Here is a 15,866-nt window from a genome sequence, read left to right as displayed (position 1 = left end):
CTTACTCCTGGTTTGGGTTATTTCGGCTGAAAACGCGCACGCGCGATGGCCGTTTGCCAGAGGCTATAGTTATCTTGCATCTCCGCACTTTGAGCACGCGGTTCGATGTATTCCACTTCACGGGGGAGTGCCGCCAGTTGCTGGCTATCCTGCCACCAACCCAAGGTTTTCCCGCCTAAATATGCCGCCCCCAATGCCGACACTTCTGCGGTATGGTTGCGTATCAGGGTGCGCTGCAACAAATCGGCCTGAAATTGCATCAACCAGCGGTTACTGGTTGCGCCACCATCAACCCGCAGTCGCTCAAGGCGATGATGACCGGCCCGCTCCATGGCAAAAAAGACATCTGCTATTTGGTAGGCGACAGACTCCAACCCGGCACGGGCCAGAATTGCGGGGGTAGTTGCATCAGTAAGGCCGCAGAACAAACCGCGAGTTTGACTGTCCCAATAGGGTGCCCCCAAACCTGATAATGCCGGGACAAAATAGACGCCTTGATTACCTGGCTGGCTTTGCGCCATTTCAGTCAGGCGAGCTAAGTCAGTCACCCCCAACATGCGCGAAACCCACGCCACACCGGAGCCGGTATGAGTGATATTGCCTTCAAGGGCGTAACGTAATTCACCGTCATGCCAGGCAATCGTGGTGCTTAAGCCGTGACTCTGCACACTGGCTTGTTTCAGAGTGGTCATCAAAGATGAACCGGTACCGTAGGTGGCTTTGATTTCGCCAGCACGGTCACCGCCCTGCCCATAGAGCGCAGCATGCGAATCACCAATTTGCGCCACAATCGGTATCCCCTGACTCAAGCCAGTGATACCAATATTGCCGGTGTGCCCGTGGACAGCCGCCGAAGGTAAAACCGCGGGCAGACAAAGGCTGGGAATGCCGAATAGCGCCAACAGGTCTGGATCCCATTGACCAGAATGAATATTAAACAGTTGCGTTCGGGCAGCATTGGAAAAATCAGTCGAGAAACTTTGGCCGCCACTGAGCTGCCAGGTGAGCCAGCAATCGATAGTACCAACACACAATTCGCCGTGGGCCGCGCGCTCGACACCCTGCGGAATTTCCGCCAACATGCCGTGAACTTTAGCTGCTGGGAATAAGGGATCAATCTGCAATCCGGTACGTTCGGCTATCATCGCCGCTTCCGGTAACTGACTCAGCGTCTGGCAGAACGCCTCCGAGCGCCGACACTGCCAACTGACCACTCGAGTCAGTGGTATTCCTGTCTCTCGCTCCCAGATAAGCACCGATTCGCGTTGATTACTGATAGCAATACCGGCAACCCGCCCCGCTGCTAACTGGCTCAAACAGCCTTCTATGGCTAAAGAAACTGCCTGCCAGATAGCCAGCGGATCTTGCTCCGCCCAGCCGGGCCTTGGATGCTCCAACAGCAGCGGCACCGAGGCTTTCGCCAGAATTTGCCCAGCAGCATCCACCGCAATGGCTTTGGCGTTGGTGGTTCCTTCATCAATGGCCAAAATAATCGGCGTCGGCATGATTACTCTCCCCGGCAAAACCGCAAAGCACGAGCCACAATGCCTGCGGCATCAAAACCATGATAAGCTCGCATTTCTGCTCGGTCGGCCGCAATCGCATAACCGCCATCAGGAATACCGAGTCTCACCAATGGAATACCACTACCTGCTTCGGACAGCACTTCAGCCACCAGACTGCCCACACCGCCATTAATATTGTGCTCTTCGATGGTTATCACCCGTTGGCTGTTTTGGAGGATGGTTAACAGCTTTTGAGTATCACATGGGCGAATCGAAGAAACGTTGACCACCGCAGCAGAAACGTTGTTATCTGCCAGTATCGCAGCTGCACTAACAGCTTCATGAACTGTAGAACCCATAGCTACCAGAGTAATATCCTGCCCTTCCTGCAAAACATCAATCTGGCCGGGAGCAAACTGGTAGTGTTCATCATGCAGTGGCGGTAAAGATTTACCGTCGAGGCGGATATAAACCGGCCCAATATGCGCCAGAGCATAATCAATTATCTGGCGGCACTCTTGCGGGTCGGAAGGGGCATAAATCTCAATATTGCCAAAACCGCGTAGAATGGCGATATCGTCAATACAGTGGTGAGTACTCGCCAACGGCCCATAACTGGCTCCTGAGTTCAAACCAAACAGTTTTACATTACTATTGTTGTAGCAAACATCGATTTTGAGCTGTTCGTTGGAGCGCGAAATCAGGAAGGGCGCGGCATTACAGGTTACTGCCACTTTTCCCCCCATGGATAACCCTACCGCCGTGCCCACCATCGCCTGCTCGGCAATCCCGACATTAACGACTCGGTCTGGGAAACGGGCTATAAACGGCCCAATTTTCGCCGTCGAAGTGGAGTCAGCGACCACAGGTACCAAATCCACCCCGTTATCCACGGCTTTAATAAACTGCTCAACCATCACTGCGGCCAAATGTTCTGCATTACTCATCGCTCAATTCCTCCAGCGCCAGATCAATTTCAGCACCTTTCGGCACCCGGTGATGCCACTCCACGCGCCCTTGAATAAAGGAGATACCGGCACCTTTTTCGGTGTTGGCAATCACCACGTTGGGTTTACCGTTCGTTTGTAATCCCTCCAATGCGCTCACCACTGATTGCATATCATTGCCCTGGCATTCAGTGACTTGTAGGCCAAATGCCTGCCACTTATCCGCCAGCGGATCGGTGTTCATAATGGATTTGGTAGTACCTGCCAGTTGGAGTTTGTTTTTGTCATTAATGATTATCAGGTTGTCTAACTGATAGTGAGCAGCCACTAATGCAGCTTCCCAGTTACTGCCTTCGGCCAGTTCACCATCACCGGTCAGTACAAATACCCGACGTTTGCTGTTAGCTCGTTTTGCTGCCAGTGCAATCCCCACCGCCACCGGTAAGCCGTGCCCCAAAGCACCGGTATTTAATTCAATACCTGGAGTTTTATGTTTGACGGGGTGCCCAGGGAGATGTGAGTTGGCGTGCTGATAAGTCGCCAACCACGCTTCGGGGAAATAACCCGCCTCGGCCAAACAGCAGTAATAACCGCCGACCGCATGCCCCTTAGACTGAACATAGATATCGCGCTCAGGATCGGTAAGTCGGTCTGGCGCACAATTGAGGATACGGAAATAGAGTGCAGTCAGAATCTCTACTTGTGAAAGATCAGCACCGGTATGCCCCCCTGCGGGGCTGTTCGCATTAAGCAGGACGATGCGGCGACGGATGGCCCGAGCCTTTTTCACCAGCTCATCGACTGACAGTGAATACGGATTCATGACATTACCTCTCTTAAATTTTATCGATAACTGAATCTTTACTCATTACCGAATATTTATTCTTGATGGTGCTAAAAAATAGCTTTCATCAAGCCTGTCCGGAAATCGCCCTCCGGCGTGACATCTTCGTGTTCTGTCGCCAATCTATTTATGTAGCCAATATATTTCTGTAGCTAATCTGTTTATGTAGCTAATAGGCAACAACGACCTGTTTTGCCTATTCTTTATGCCTGTTCGCTCTTCCCAACTTGCGCCATCACAGTGGACTTTTGCGAGACAATCGCCGCTTTGTGCTGCATCCGGTTCTGCATCTGATCGATAATGACCGCCACTATAATCACGATACCTTTAATTACCATTTGCCAGAATTCGCTAACCCCCATCATCACTAAACCGTCAGCCAGAATACCGATAACAAATGCGCCAATCAGCGTACCGAGAATAGTGCCCCGGCCTCCGGCCAGAGAAGTCCCGCCCAGTACCACGGCGGCGATGGCATTCATCTCAAAACCGCTGCCGTTGGCTGGGTGGCTGGCCACCAACTGAGCGGAAACAATGATCCCGGCAATAGCTGCGCAGAAGCCCGATATGGTGTAGACCCACACCTTAACCTGCCGCACTTTGACGCCAGAAAGCTCTGCGGCTCGTTCGTTATCACCAATGGCATAAACATGGCGGCCAAAAGGCAGTCGGCGGGCAACATAAGCAATAACCAGCGCCAGAATAAACATGATCCAGATGGCAATCGGCAAGCCCAGCAAGGTGCCAGACCCCAACAGGTCAAAGCCGGTATTACCCAGTTGTGGATTCCCTTGTAAGCCGGGGAAGGTTTCACCACCAGAAATCAGCATCGCCGCACCGCGCACCACATACATGGTGCCGAGGGTGCAGATAAACGGGGCAACGTTATAGCGGGTAATGATCCAACCATTAACCGCACCAATCAGTGCTCCGATAACCAATACCACCGGAACTACCACCCAGACGCTCGGGAAGATAGCAATACCAAACATCGGTAAAACAATACCTTGAGTGATCATCCAACCTGCAATCATGCCGCACAGCCCCAAGGTTGCCCCGATAGAAAGGTCAATCCCTGCGGTGATAATGACAAAAGTAATACCCAACGCGAGGAAGGCATTGATCGCGATATGCTTGACCATAATGATCAGGCTACCGGTTGCCAAAAACCCCGGAACCATGACAGAGAAGAAACCCAAGATCAGGAACAGGGCAATAAAGGTGCGCATCTTGAGCAGAAGCAGCAGCATATTTTCCCGTGACCACGACGCTCCACCGGGCTGGTGACTCGCCAACGCAGTGCCAGTTGTTGCTTTCATCATTCAAACCCTTGTGCGCTTGCCGTAACCAATGCCGATTCATTGGCTGACTGACGGGAAACATTCGCGGTCAGCTTGCCGTTCGACATCACCAGAATGCGGTCTGATACCGCCATAATTTCTTTCAGATCTGAGGTGGAAAACAGGATGCCGATCCCCTGCTCAGAGAGTTTCACCATCATTTCAAACACATCCGATTTCGCACCGACATCAATGCCCCGTGTCGGTTCATCCAGCAGCAAAATGTTCGGACGGGTGAGTAATGAGCGGCCAATGACGACTTTTTGCTGATTGCCGCCACTGAGCGCCTGAATTTCCACTTCAGGTGAAGAGACTTTGATAGACAGGTCGCCAATCACCGAGGCAACCACCTGTGATTCACTCTCCTGCCAGATGGCAAAGCGGTGTTTCAACCGACGCCATAAGCTGGAAATGGTCAGGTTATTAGCCACCGATGACACCGGGAAAATACCGGTTTTTTTGCGATCTTCCGGCACTAAACTCATGCCAAGGCGGATGCGCTCTGCGGTTGAGGTTTTGGCACTGATGGCGGTGCCATTGAGCCGAATAGTGCCGAGATAGCTCTGTTGCGTGCCCAGCAGGCATTCGAACAGTTCGGTGCGCCCAGCCCCCATCAATCCATAAATACCCACGATTTCACCAGCACGCACTTGCAGCGAGACTTGATTCACCACGGTATTACCGGATTCATTGATTAAAGTGACGTTATCGACTTCCATCATTGGTGCACCGAAAGTCCGGTCGGGATGAAGGAAGCTGGAAACCGGATCACTACCCAGCATTTCACGCACAATCCACGGTACATCAATATCTTTGACGGCGGCTTCCGCCTGAAAACGGCCATCGCGCAGGATAGTGATATAGTCGCCGATGGCCATCAGCTCTTCCAACCGATGCGAAATGTAGACGATAGAAACGCCTTGGCGCGTCAGTTCACGAATCACCCGGAACAAAATATCGACTTCAGTTTTGCTCAGCGCCGAAGTTGGCTCATCCAAAATCAAAATATCTGCCTGCTCAGCCAGAGCCTTAGCAATTTCAATCAGTTGCTGCTGACCGACTTTCAGGTTCGACACCATTTCTTTGGGTGAAATAGCCTGATCAAGACGTGCCATCAGTTGTTCAGCGATCAATTCCTGCGCCGCCTGATTGATCGGCTTCAAACCTTGCTGAATCTCGCGTCCCAGAAAGATGTTTTCCGCAACATTAAGATTTTCTGACAAATTCAGTTCTTGATGCACCATGCCGATACCCAATGCTGCCGCTTCACGGGTATTGGCAATGGTTACCGGCTGCTCGTTGAGGTAAATCTGGCCGGAAGTTTGTTGCTGCACCCCCGCCAGAATCTTCATCAGAGTGGATTTTCCCGCACCATTCTCACCAATAATCACATTCACCTTGCCGCGATATACATGGTAACTGACGGCATCTAACGCCAATGTGCCAGGAAAACGCATCGAAATGTCCTCAGCACGCATGACGATGTCAGGTCGATGGTTCATTAGTGGCTCTCCTTACTCAGACTGAGCGGTACCGCATTACTCAAGCCGGTGGGAGCCACTGTCACCGCAGCCAATACTTCAACTTGCTGGCCGACCCAACTGGCATCAGGTTTGGCCACATCCTGTAAAGCTCTTTTACTCAACGCCTTGGAAAGCTGGGCATATTGCACCTGATTTTTAAAATCTTCGAAGCGGATAAAGGTTGATGCATCACGAATAGCATTGCCTTTGACGATAGGCCCCAATTGCAGCACTTGCTCATCGCCCTCGACTGCCACTCTTATTGCCCCTTCCCGCCCTTCTGTTTCTACCTCCACCACTTTGCCGTTGAAGCGAACAAAATGACTTTGGCTATTTTTCCCTGTTGCTGGTTGATTCTGTTGTTTCACTTGCTGCCAACTGAGAGCGTTGCTGTTGGCAAATGGCATGACTTTGCTCACCCAAATGGTGGAGGCGACTTTGTCCGGTGATTGGTTATAGTCGCTGACCACCGCATTCGGATCGACCGGTAGAATCGGTTTGCCGTTTTCATCCAAATCCACCACGGTACAAGCCACTAATACGGTGCTGATAACCAACAAGCCGCCGGCTTTCGATAGGACACTGAACCACATACTGCCTCCTGTCAGGAGGGGCTGGTACGCCCCTCATTGCCTTTTAAATGCGCGTGTTAGCAAACCTTGCTTAAGGAGTTACTCTTTCAGCGCAAAGACATTCAGGTTTTTGGCATTGTTTTCATCAATCAATACGCAGTCCATCAACTGTTTTTCTTCTTGCCCGGTGGCACCGGTTTTCAGATATTTATCAGCTTGAACCACCGCCATCTGGGCTTGTGCCCAACCTGGCTGAAGTACGGTGGCTTTGATATTGCCTTTATTGATGATGGAGTCGCGGACATAGTCGCTACCGTCAAATCCGACCACAATCACATCATTGCGCCCTGCTGCTTTTAATGCGGCTTCAGCGCCTAACGCCATAGTGTCGTTACCCGAAATCACCCCAGTAATATCTGGGTTAGCCTGCAAAATGGACTCCATACGGTTGAAGGCTTCAGTCTGGCTCCAGTTTGCAGTCTGTTGAGCGACCATCTTCATGTCGCTATGTTCGTCGATCACGTCGTGATAACCCTGTGAACGCACGTGTGCGTTGGTATCTGATTCACGGCCCAGTAATTCAACATACTTGCCTTTGCCCCCCATCAGGACGACAAATTTCTCAGCACCGAGCTGTGCCCCCTGATAGTTGTTGGACACGATTTGTGAAACTGCAATGCCGGTTTCATTGATTTCGCGGTCAATCAGGAAGGTGGGAATACCTGCGGCTTTGGCTTTTTTCAACGGCCCGATAGTGGCATCCGATCCGGCATTATCCAGAATGATCGCTTTGGCTTTACGGGCGATAGCGGTTTCCAATAGTTGGTTCTGTTTGTTTACATCATCATCATGAGACGCCACCAATACGGTGTATCCCAGCTCCGCCGCTTTAGCTTTGGCACCTTCGGCTTCCGCCTTGAAAAACGGGTTATCGTGGGATGGGGTGATAATGGCGATCAGGCCGTTACTGGCAGCACCAGCAACCCCCGCCATTGAGATCAATGCTGCGGTAAGACAGGATTTCAGTAGGGTATTTTTCATTATTTTGCTCCGCATTGAATATATATTCACCATTAAATTTATATTCAATGTAATAATACAAACGCCCCACGGCTTGTCCAACATGAGAGCAAGGAAAGTAGAAGCCGGTCACAAATTAGTCGATTGGGGAGTGGAAGCATAAGAATAGAGGTGGAAAAATCACACCTTGGCATAAGTCAAAATTTGACAATGCCAAGGCATAGGCCAAAAGCTAAGGGGATAAATAATGGATAGAGTCGCGAAGTTATTTAAAAACCCTATAAATCAATCAGTTAGATCACCTGTCGAATTCGAGTTCGAATTCGATACCGATACCGATACCGATACCGATACCGATACCGATACCGATAAAGTCTACATTCGCCGTGATGAAAATGGAAAAGAAAGGACATGTCATGGGGGCGTTGGATCAATTGATTGCTGCTCATGCAATCAGCCTTAGTGCCATTTTAGTGAAAAACGATAAAACGTTTTCAATGGTTCCAACCCTCTCAATAGAAGACTGGACTAAAGAAAGACAAAGTTAATATATCAATAACAAAATCCATCTTATTAATATGGATATATTCTCTAGCGAGATAACTCAACCACTGCTGGTGTCAACTGCAATGGGTATTACCAATAAGTTATAGCTTATCCCGCATGCATAATTTAGTGATAAAAAGCCCAGTTATTGCAGTGTTATATACTGGCGGTCGGTCAGTGTCCCACCATCATCCTGCCTGTACCATCGATAAGTGCGGAAAATGAGATCCACCCTTTATAAAGAGGGTGGAGCCATCGCCTCGCACCGACAATCTATAGTAAAATTCTTGTTAAAGTCATATCCCCAAAGAGATTGGAGCGCCGCTAACCCCCCTGCAGCTTCAAGTTCGAAGGGGAAACAAAAAATATCGGCTTGGTTCTTCTATCGATTGTTTCTGTTATCGAACGCTTTCGCTAACTGATGTTGAATGTGAGAAAAATATGTCAAACAAACCGTTCCACTATCAGGATCCCTTCCCGTTAAAGGAAGACGATACTGAGTATTACCTTGTCAGTAATAATCATGTTTCGGTCGCACAGTTTGAAGGTCACGACATGCTGAAAGTCGAACCTGAAGCCCTGACCCTCCTCGCCCAACATGCTTTCCACGATGCCTCATTCCTGCTCCGCCCCGCTCACCAAAAACAAGTTGCTGCCATTTTGGATGACCCGGAAGCCAGCGAAAATGATAAGTATGTTGCCCTGCAATTCCTGCGCAATTCTGAAATCTCAGCCAAAGGGATTTTGCCGACCTGTCAGGATACCGGCACCGCTATTATCGTGGGAAAAAAAGGCCAGCGCGTCTGGACCGGCGGGAATGATGCCGAAGCCCTATCACGCGGTGTGTATAACACTTTCATTGAAGACAATCTGCGCTACTCACAAAACGCGGCGCTGGATATGTACCAAGAAGTGAATACCGGCACCAACCTGCCAGCGCAAATCGACCTGTACAGCACTGAGGGTGAAGATTATAAATTCTTATTCGTCACCAAAGGTGGCGGCTCAGCTAACAAAACCTATCTGTATCAGGAAACCAAGGCTCTGCTCTCTCCGGGTAAGCTGAAAGACTATCTGGTTGAGAAAATGCGTACCTTGGGGACAGCTGCCTGCCCGCCGTACCATATCGCCTTTGTTATTGGCGGCACCTCGGCAGAAAGCACGCTCAAAACTGTTAAGCTGGCCTCCACCAAGTATTACGATGGTCTGCCAACCGAAGGCAATGAGCACGGGCAAGCTTTCCGTGATATCCAACTGGAGCAAGAACTGCTGGAAGCAGCACAGGATTTAGGTCTGGGCGCGCAATTTGGCGGTAAATACTTTGCTCATGATGTACGGGTGGTGCGTTTGCCGCGTCACGGAGCCTCCTGCCCAGTTGGCATGGGGGTTTCCTGCTCGGCTGACCGGAATATCAAAGGTAAAATTAACCGCAAAGGTATCTGGCTGGAGAAATTGGAGCAAAACCCAGGAAAATATATCCCTGAGCACCTGCGCCATAGCACCGAAGGCAAAGTGGTTAAAATCGATCTTAACCGCCCGATGGCCGATATCTTAAAAGAGCTGTCACAGTATCCGGTATCAACCCGCCTGTCGCTGACCGGCACTATTATTGTTGGCCGTGATATTGCTCATGCCAAATTAAAAGAGCGGCTGGATAACGGCGAAGGTTTACCGCAATACATTAAAGATCATCCGATCTACTACGCAGGGCCGGCGAAAACCCCGGAAGGTTATGCTTCTGGTTCACTTGGCCCCACCACCGCAGGGCGCATGGATTCCTATGTTGATCTGCTGCAATCCCACGGCGGCAGCATGATCATGTTGGCAAAAGGCAACCGCAGCCAGCAAGTCACCGATGCTTGCCACAAGCACGGCGGCTTCTATCTGGGCAGCATTGGCGGCCCCGCAGCCGTCTTGGCGCAAAACAGTATCAAGAGTTTGGAATGTGTGGAGTACCCTGAGCTGGGTATGGAAGCCATCTGGAAAATTGAAGTCGAAGATTTCCCAGCCTTTATTCTGGTAGATGATAAAGGCAATGATTTCTTCCAACAGATCCAAGCATCAAAATGTAACCGCTGCGGTTAAATAAACTGAGTGAAACCGGCCCTGATAATTAATATCAGGGCTTTTTTTTACACTGCTCTGCACATATGTGCAAAACCGACCACATCACGCAAAATAAAAATGTGATCAGAATCCAAAATTTGTCCGGAATAAAGTAGTCGAACACAAAAATCACTTTTCTATTTAATTAATATAAATCAAACAATTAAAGATATTTGCACACTTGTGCGATATCAGAAATTAATTTCATCGATTGTATTAGGGAATTATTGTGCAATTTCAGAGAGAGGCGTTATTTTGTGCTTTTGACTTAAAAAATAGAAAGTGATTATATCTGGTCATAGATAACTTAATGACATTTGCACAAATGTGCAAGAGGCTGAAATGGAAAAGAGCGATGATCTACGCCTGATGGTGAAAATTGCACAAATGTATTACGAGCAAAATTTCACGCAAGCTGAGATAGCGCAGGCGCTGGGAATCTATCGCACCAGCATCAGCCGCATGCTTAAGAGAGTGCGCGAACAAGGCATTGTCACTATTTCAATCAACTACAACTATAACGAAAATTTGTTATTGGAACAGCAGTTGAAATCGCGCTTTAAATTACGCGAGGCAATTGTCGTTTCGTCCGAGCAAGACCAATCACCAGAACAACAACTGATCTTGATGGCAAAACAGTGTAGCGCACTGCTAAACCGAATTATTGAAAATGGCGATATTCTGGGCTTCTCCTGGGGCAGTGCTATTGCCACACTGGTTGAGCAAATGGATACCTCGCCAGTATCGCGCCAATTAACTTGTATCCCAATGGTCGGTGGCCCTTCAGGTAAATTGGAAAGCCGCTTTCATGTGAATACGCTGGTCTACAGCGCCGCGATGAAATTAAAAGGTGAGTCATTGCTGATCGATTTTCCGGCGATTCTGGAAGAGAGTGTTATTCGCGATGGAATAGTGCAGTCTCAGCATTATCAGGCTATTGCAGATTATTGGCAGCGGCTGGATATCGCTATATTTGGTATTGGTTCACCTAATATTTCTGGCAATTCTACCTGGCGTGCCTTTTATGGCAGCGATGTAATTGATCACTTTAATGACCGACAAGTTGCCGGTGATATCTGCTCACGTTTTTATGATTTACAAGGTAATCCGGTAGAAACTTATATTTCGAATAAAACCATTACCATTCAATTAGACAAAATTAAAAAGGCGCGTTATTCCATTGGGATTGCGCACTCCCATGAAAAAATTAGCGGGATCATCGGCGCTATTAAAGGAAAATATATTAATAGTTTGGTAACCACCAAAGAAACTGCCAAGGAGATCCTGGCACTCACAGTATAAATTATAAATATGGGGAAGCATTTCCCCAAATAGCTCACCACAACATTATATGCGTGTGTGGCTGAGTATTGTCCAAATTCAGGCTAACAGGAGGCATAATGGTTAACGTCATTTTTTGTGCTCACGGTGACTTAGCGGTTTCAATGCTCAATTCCGTCAATATGGTATATGGCGAAACACAGAATATTACCCCGCTGCTGTTTAACCGAGGTGAAAATGCCGAAAATTTAGTAAATAAAATGCAGGATGTCATGGCAAAGAATCAACATGACTCCTGGCTAATTGCCGTCGATTTGCAAGGTGGCAGCCCTTATAACGCCGCCGCGCGCCTGGCATTCAGTAATAGTCGTATTCAGGTTATCAGTGGATTATCTCTACCATTAGCACTAGAAATTGCCGATAACCAGCAAGTGATGGCGGCTGAAGAGCTGACAGACTATTTACTCGACATTGGCACACAGTGCGTGCAGTCATTCCGTCACCAACAAAATAACGAAGAAGAAGAGGCCGACTTTATATGAAAATCAATCTGGCAAGAATTGACGACCGGCTGATTCATGGTCAGGTCACCACGGTTTGGGCCAAAGAAGCTAAAGCTGGACGTATTATTATTTGTAGTGACGACGTTTATAACGATGAAATTCGGAAAACATTATTAAAACAGGCAGCACCACCGGGAATAAAAGTGAATGTCGTTAATATTGAAAAGGCGGTAGCGGTGTATCACAACCCAAATTATATCAATGACACTGTGTTTTATTTATTTACTAATCCAACAGATGTTTTACGATTGATAGATCAGGGCATAAAAATTGATGTTATTAATATTGGCGGCATGGCCTTTAAACATGGGAAAACACAATTGACCAAAGCGGTATCAGTTGATCAAAATGACATTAACGCTTTTTATGCATTAGCAGAACGCGGTGTTCATTTAGATTTACGGGTAGTCACTTCCGACCCTGATGTGGATGTGATTAAAAAGTTACGCGAGCTGGGGTCTAAATAACAACACTTCACTTGAAATATAAGTAATAACCCAGGTTTTATTAAACATTTAAATCCGATTACTTAACCTGGTCAATACAACTATTTAGTTATAACCCACGGCTATGTAGCCATGGGAGTGTATTGTCCAAAGGGGTCCACCATGGAAATAAGTTTACTACAAATAATCTTAATTTTTATTTTCTCATGCATTGCCGGTATCGGCAGCGTGTTGGATGAATTCCAAACTCACCGGCCATTAATTGCTTGCACCATTACCGGACTGATTCTGGGTGATATGACCACCGGCGTTATCCTCGGCGGGACACTGGAGTTAATTGCCCTTGGTTGGATGAACGTCGGTGCTGCGCAATCCCCAGACTCCGCGCTCGCCAGTATTATCTCAACCATTCTGGTCATTGTCGGCCATCAGAATATTGCCACCGGGATCGCTATTGCCCTGCCGGTAGCCGCAGCAGGTCAGGTACTGACTGTCTTTGCCCGTACCCTCACCGTGGCGTTCCAACACGCCGCCGATCGGGCTGCTGAAAAAGCCAATTTCGCTATGATTGATTTTATGCATGTGTCGGCATTGCTGGTTCAGGCCATGCGGGTCGCCATTCCGGTCTTAATCGTCTCTATCTTTGTGAGTGCCGATACCGTTAGCCATATGCTTAATGCAATTCCAACTGTAGTGACTCATGGGTTGCAAATTGCTGGCGGGTTTATCGTCGTCGTCGGTTACGCCATGGTGCTCAACATGATGGGGGTGAAATACCTTATGCCCTTCTTCTTCCTCGGTTTTATTGTCGGCGGTTACCTCGGATTCAGCCTACTCGCCTTCGGCGGTATCGGTCTGATCATTGCCTTGCTGTATATCCAGTTAAACCCGCTTTATCAGAAACCGGCCGCGCCTGTAGCGCAAGCCAGCCAAGCCAAACTTGATGAATTAGAAGATTAGGAGACGCCGACATGACCACATTAAACAAACGATTAACCCAGTCTGATCTGTTTAAAATGTTTTTACGCAGCAACTTGCAACAGGCCTCTTTTAACTATGAACGTATTCATGGCCTGGGTTTCTGCTATGACATGGTACCCGCAATCAAGCGCTTGTATCCGCTAAAAGAAGACCAAATTGCCGCATTGAAACGCCATTTAGTGTTCTTCAACACCACTCCGGCGGTCTGCGGGCCAGTGATCGGCGTCACCGCCGCCATGGAAGAAGCACGAGCCAATGGCGCTGACATTGATGAGGGGGCGATCAATAGCTTGAAAGTTGGGCTGATGGGGCCGCTGGCCGGGGTCGGTGACCCACTGATTTGGGGCACTTTGCGCCCCATCACTGCCGCCCTGGGAGCCTCGCTGGCATTGAACGGCAATGTGCTAGGGCCAATTCTTTTCTTCTTGTCCTTCAACTCCGTGCGCCTGGCCCTGAAATGGTTCGGCCTGCAATACGGTTTCACTAAGGGTATCAACATCGTCAAAGATCTTGGCGGAAATGTGCTGCAAAAACTGACCGAGGGTGCCTCGATTCTGGGCTTGTTTATCATGGGGGTATTGGTCACCAAATGGACCAGTATCAATGTGCCGCTGGTGATATCGAAAACACCGGGCCACGACGGCACAACAGTAACCATGACCGTACAAAATATTCTCGATCAGCTGTGCCCAGGTTTATTAGCACTGGGTCTTACTCTATTAATGATGCGTTTGCTCAAACGCAAAATTAACCCTATCTGGCTCATCTTCTCCCTGTTTGGCCTCGGAATTGTAGGCTCATGGCTTGGCATTCTTTCCTAATTAATGCCGGGGAGTTTTTTTATTCGACTTGAAGTTTTTTATTCGACCTGAAGTTTTATATTTGAAAAATAATTGAGGTGGTTCCACATGAAAACTAAAGCACTGCGTTTATATGGTAAAAATGACTTACGTCTGGAAAGCTTTGATTTACCGGAAATCGGCGACGATGAAATTCTGGCAACAGTGGTAACCGACAGTATTTGCCTCTCTTCATGGAAAGAAGCCAATTTGGGCGCTGACCATAAAAAAGTGCCGGATAATGTGGCGGAAAATCCGATTATTATTGGTCATGAATTTTGCGGTGATATTCTACAAGTCGGTAAGAAATGGCAGCATAAATTCAAACCCGGCAGCCGTTATGTTATTCAGGCTAATTTGCAATTACCCGACCGCCCAGATTGCCCCGGATATTCTTTCCCCTATGTTGGAGGTGAGGCCACCCATGTGGTTATTCCCAATGAAGTGATGGAACAAGATTGCTTACTACCATATGAAGGGGAAAGTTATTTTGAGGGTTCATTGGTCGAGCCGCTTTCTTGTGTTATCGGTGCATTTAATGCCAATTATCATCTGGTTCCCGGTACTTATCAGCATAAAATGGGAATCAAGCCTGGCGGTAATGTGTTGATTCTTGGCGGTACCGGCCCGATGGGATTATTAGCCATTGATTACGCACTGCACGGGCCAATTAATCCGCAATTATTGGTTGTTACAGACCGCCACCAGCAAAAGCTGGATTATGCCGCCCGCTTGTATCCGAGTGAACCACAGACGCGAGTGCATTATCTCAATACTAAACAAACTGATGATCAGTTTGAACGTTTAATGGCCCTGACCGAGGGTAAAGGTTATGACGATATCTTTGTGTTCGTCCCTTCAGCTGAATTGGTCACATTAGCTTCAAGCCTATTAGCACCCGATGGCTGCTTTAATTTCTTTGCCGGCCCACAGGATAAGAATTTTATGGCGTCGGTTAATTTCTACGACATCCATTATTCCTTTACCCATTATGTTGGCACCTCGGGTGGCAATACCGACGACATGAGAGAAGCAGTAAAGTTAATTGAAGCGAAGAAAGTGAATGCAGGCAAAGTGGTATCTCATATTCTTGGGCTAAATGACGCGGCAGAAACCACATTGAATTTACCGCAAATTATCGGTGGCAAGAAGTTGGTTTACACCGGCAAAAATATGCCGCTGACATCATTGAGTGAACTGATGAGCCACCAGCAAGATTCACCGCTATTACAAGAGCTACAGGCTATTTTGCGTAAAACTGACGGGTTGTGGTCAAAAGCAGCTGAAGATTTTGTTTTAGCTCACGCCCAAGAGATTTAACCTGTTGAGCGAGGGCGGAAAATATATTGCCGC

Annotated in this window: 14 protein-coding genes and 1 pseudogene; 8 read left to right on the top strand and 7 right to left on the bottom strand. The window is 48.3% G+C overall.

The features are described 5' to 3' along the window. Window positions 1-17: 17 nt before the first annotated feature. From FGL26_RS20205 to FGL26_RS20175, 7 genes are all read right to left on the bottom strand, one after another. The gene (locus FGL26_RS20205; protein ID WP_005167411.1) at window positions 18-1,505 is read right to left on the bottom strand and encodes an FGGY family carbohydrate kinase; all 1,488 of its coding nucleotides are present in this window, start codon (window positions 1,503-1,505) and stop codon (window positions 18-20) included. A 2-nt stretch (window positions 1,506-1,507) separates the two neighbouring features. After that, the gene (locus FGL26_RS20200; protein WP_005167408.1) at window positions 1,508-2,452 is read right to left on the bottom strand and encodes a transketolase family protein; all 945 of its coding nucleotides are present in this window, start codon (window positions 2,450-2,452) and stop codon (window positions 1,508-1,510) included. Beyond that, window positions 2,445-3,275 (bottom strand): transketolase, encoded by an 831-nt coding sequence (locus tag FGL26_RS20195; protein WP_005167405.1) that lies wholly within the window; start codon window positions 3,273-3,275, stop codon window positions 2,445-2,447. Before FGL26_RS20195 ends, FGL26_RS20200 begins: the two co-directional genes overlap by 8 nt. Window positions 3,276-3,499: 224 nt before the next feature. Continuing rightward, complete coding sequence (locus FGL26_RS20190) at window positions 3,500-4,615, bottom strand: ABC transporter permease (protein WP_005167403.1); 1,116 nt, start codon at window positions 4,613-4,615, stop codon at window positions 3,500-3,502. After that, on the bottom strand, window positions 4,615-6,138 hold the full coding sequence (locus tag FGL26_RS20185) for a sugar ABC transporter ATP-binding protein (protein ID WP_005167401.1): 1,524 nt from the start codon (window positions 6,136-6,138) through the stop codon (window positions 4,615-4,617). The genes FGL26_RS20190 and FGL26_RS20185 overlap by 1 nt, the downstream gene beginning before the upstream one ends. After that, complete coding sequence (locus tag FGL26_RS20180; protein WP_005167399.1) at window positions 6,138-6,752, bottom strand: DUF2291 family protein; 615 nt, start codon at window positions 6,750-6,752, stop codon at window positions 6,138-6,140. The genes FGL26_RS20185 and FGL26_RS20180 overlap by 1 nt, the downstream gene beginning before the upstream one ends. Window positions 6,753-6,830: 78 nt before the next feature. Further along, entirely contained in the window at window positions 6,831-7,772 is a 942-nt protein-coding gene (locus FGL26_RS20175; RefSeq protein WP_005167397.1) for a D-ribose ABC transporter substrate-binding protein, read from the bottom strand. A gap of 374 nt (window positions 7,773-8,146) precedes the next feature. Here FGL26_RS20175 and FGL26_RS20170 point away from each other — a divergent pair. From FGL26_RS20170 to FGL26_RS20135, 8 genes and pseudogenes are all read left to right on the top strand, one after another. After that, window positions 8,147-8,299, top strand: a pseudogene (locus tag FGL26_RS20170) (VapC toxin family PIN domain ribonuclease); the annotation flags it as partial. Between the two features lie 439 nt (window positions 8,300-8,738). After that, window positions 8,739-10,382 (top strand): class I fumarate hydratase FumA, encoded by a 1,644-nt coding sequence (gene fumA, locus FGL26_RS20165; protein ID WP_005167385.1) that lies wholly within the window; start codon window positions 8,739-8,741, stop codon window positions 10,380-10,382. Between the two features lie 363 nt (window positions 10,383-10,745). Next, the gene (locus FGL26_RS20160; RefSeq protein ID WP_005167383.1) at window positions 10,746-11,705 is read left to right on the top strand and encodes a sugar-binding transcriptional regulator; all 960 of its coding nucleotides are present in this window, start codon (window positions 10,746-10,748) and stop codon (window positions 11,703-11,705) included. 98 nt (window positions 11,706-11,803) lie between these two features. After that, window positions 11,804-12,226, top strand: a complete 423-nt coding sequence (locus FGL26_RS20155) for a PTS sugar transporter subunit IIA (RefSeq protein ID WP_005167381.1) — start codon at window positions 11,804-11,806, stop codon at window positions 12,224-12,226. Further along, window positions 12,223-12,714 (top strand): mannose/fructose/sorbose PTS transporter subunit IIB, encoded by a 492-nt coding sequence (locus tag FGL26_RS20150; protein ID WP_005167379.1) that lies wholly within the window; start codon window positions 12,223-12,225, stop codon window positions 12,712-12,714. The genes FGL26_RS20155 and FGL26_RS20150 overlap by 4 nt, the downstream gene beginning before the upstream one ends. Window positions 12,715-12,855: 141 nt before the next feature. Then, entirely contained in the window at window positions 12,856-13,653 is a 798-nt protein-coding gene (locus FGL26_RS20145; protein ID WP_005167377.1) for a PTS mannose/fructose/sorbose transporter subunit IIC, read from the top strand. An 11-nt stretch (window positions 13,654-13,664) separates the two neighbouring features. Then, window positions 13,665-14,495, top strand: a complete 831-nt coding sequence (locus FGL26_RS20140; RefSeq protein ID WP_005167375.1) for a PTS system mannose/fructose/sorbose family transporter subunit IID — start codon at window positions 13,665-13,667, stop codon at window positions 14,493-14,495. An 87-nt stretch (window positions 14,496-14,582) separates the two neighbouring features. After that, window positions 14,583-15,833 carry a zinc-binding dehydrogenase gene (locus FGL26_RS20135; protein WP_005167373.1) on the top strand — a complete coding sequence of 417 codons (1,251 nt, stop codon included), beginning with the start codon at window positions 14,583-14,585 and terminating at the stop codon, window positions 15,831-15,833. The last annotated feature ends 33 nt before the right edge of the window (window positions 15,834-15,866 follow it).

This window comes from Yersinia enterocolitica subsp. enterocolitica (assembly GCF_901472495.1).
Classification (GTDB): Bacteria; Pseudomonadota; Gammaproteobacteria; order Enterobacterales; family Enterobacteriaceae; genus Yersinia; species Yersinia enterocolitica.
The sequence above is the reverse complement of the archived record's forward strand: the minus strand, read 5'-3'. Positions and strand labels throughout refer to the sequence as shown.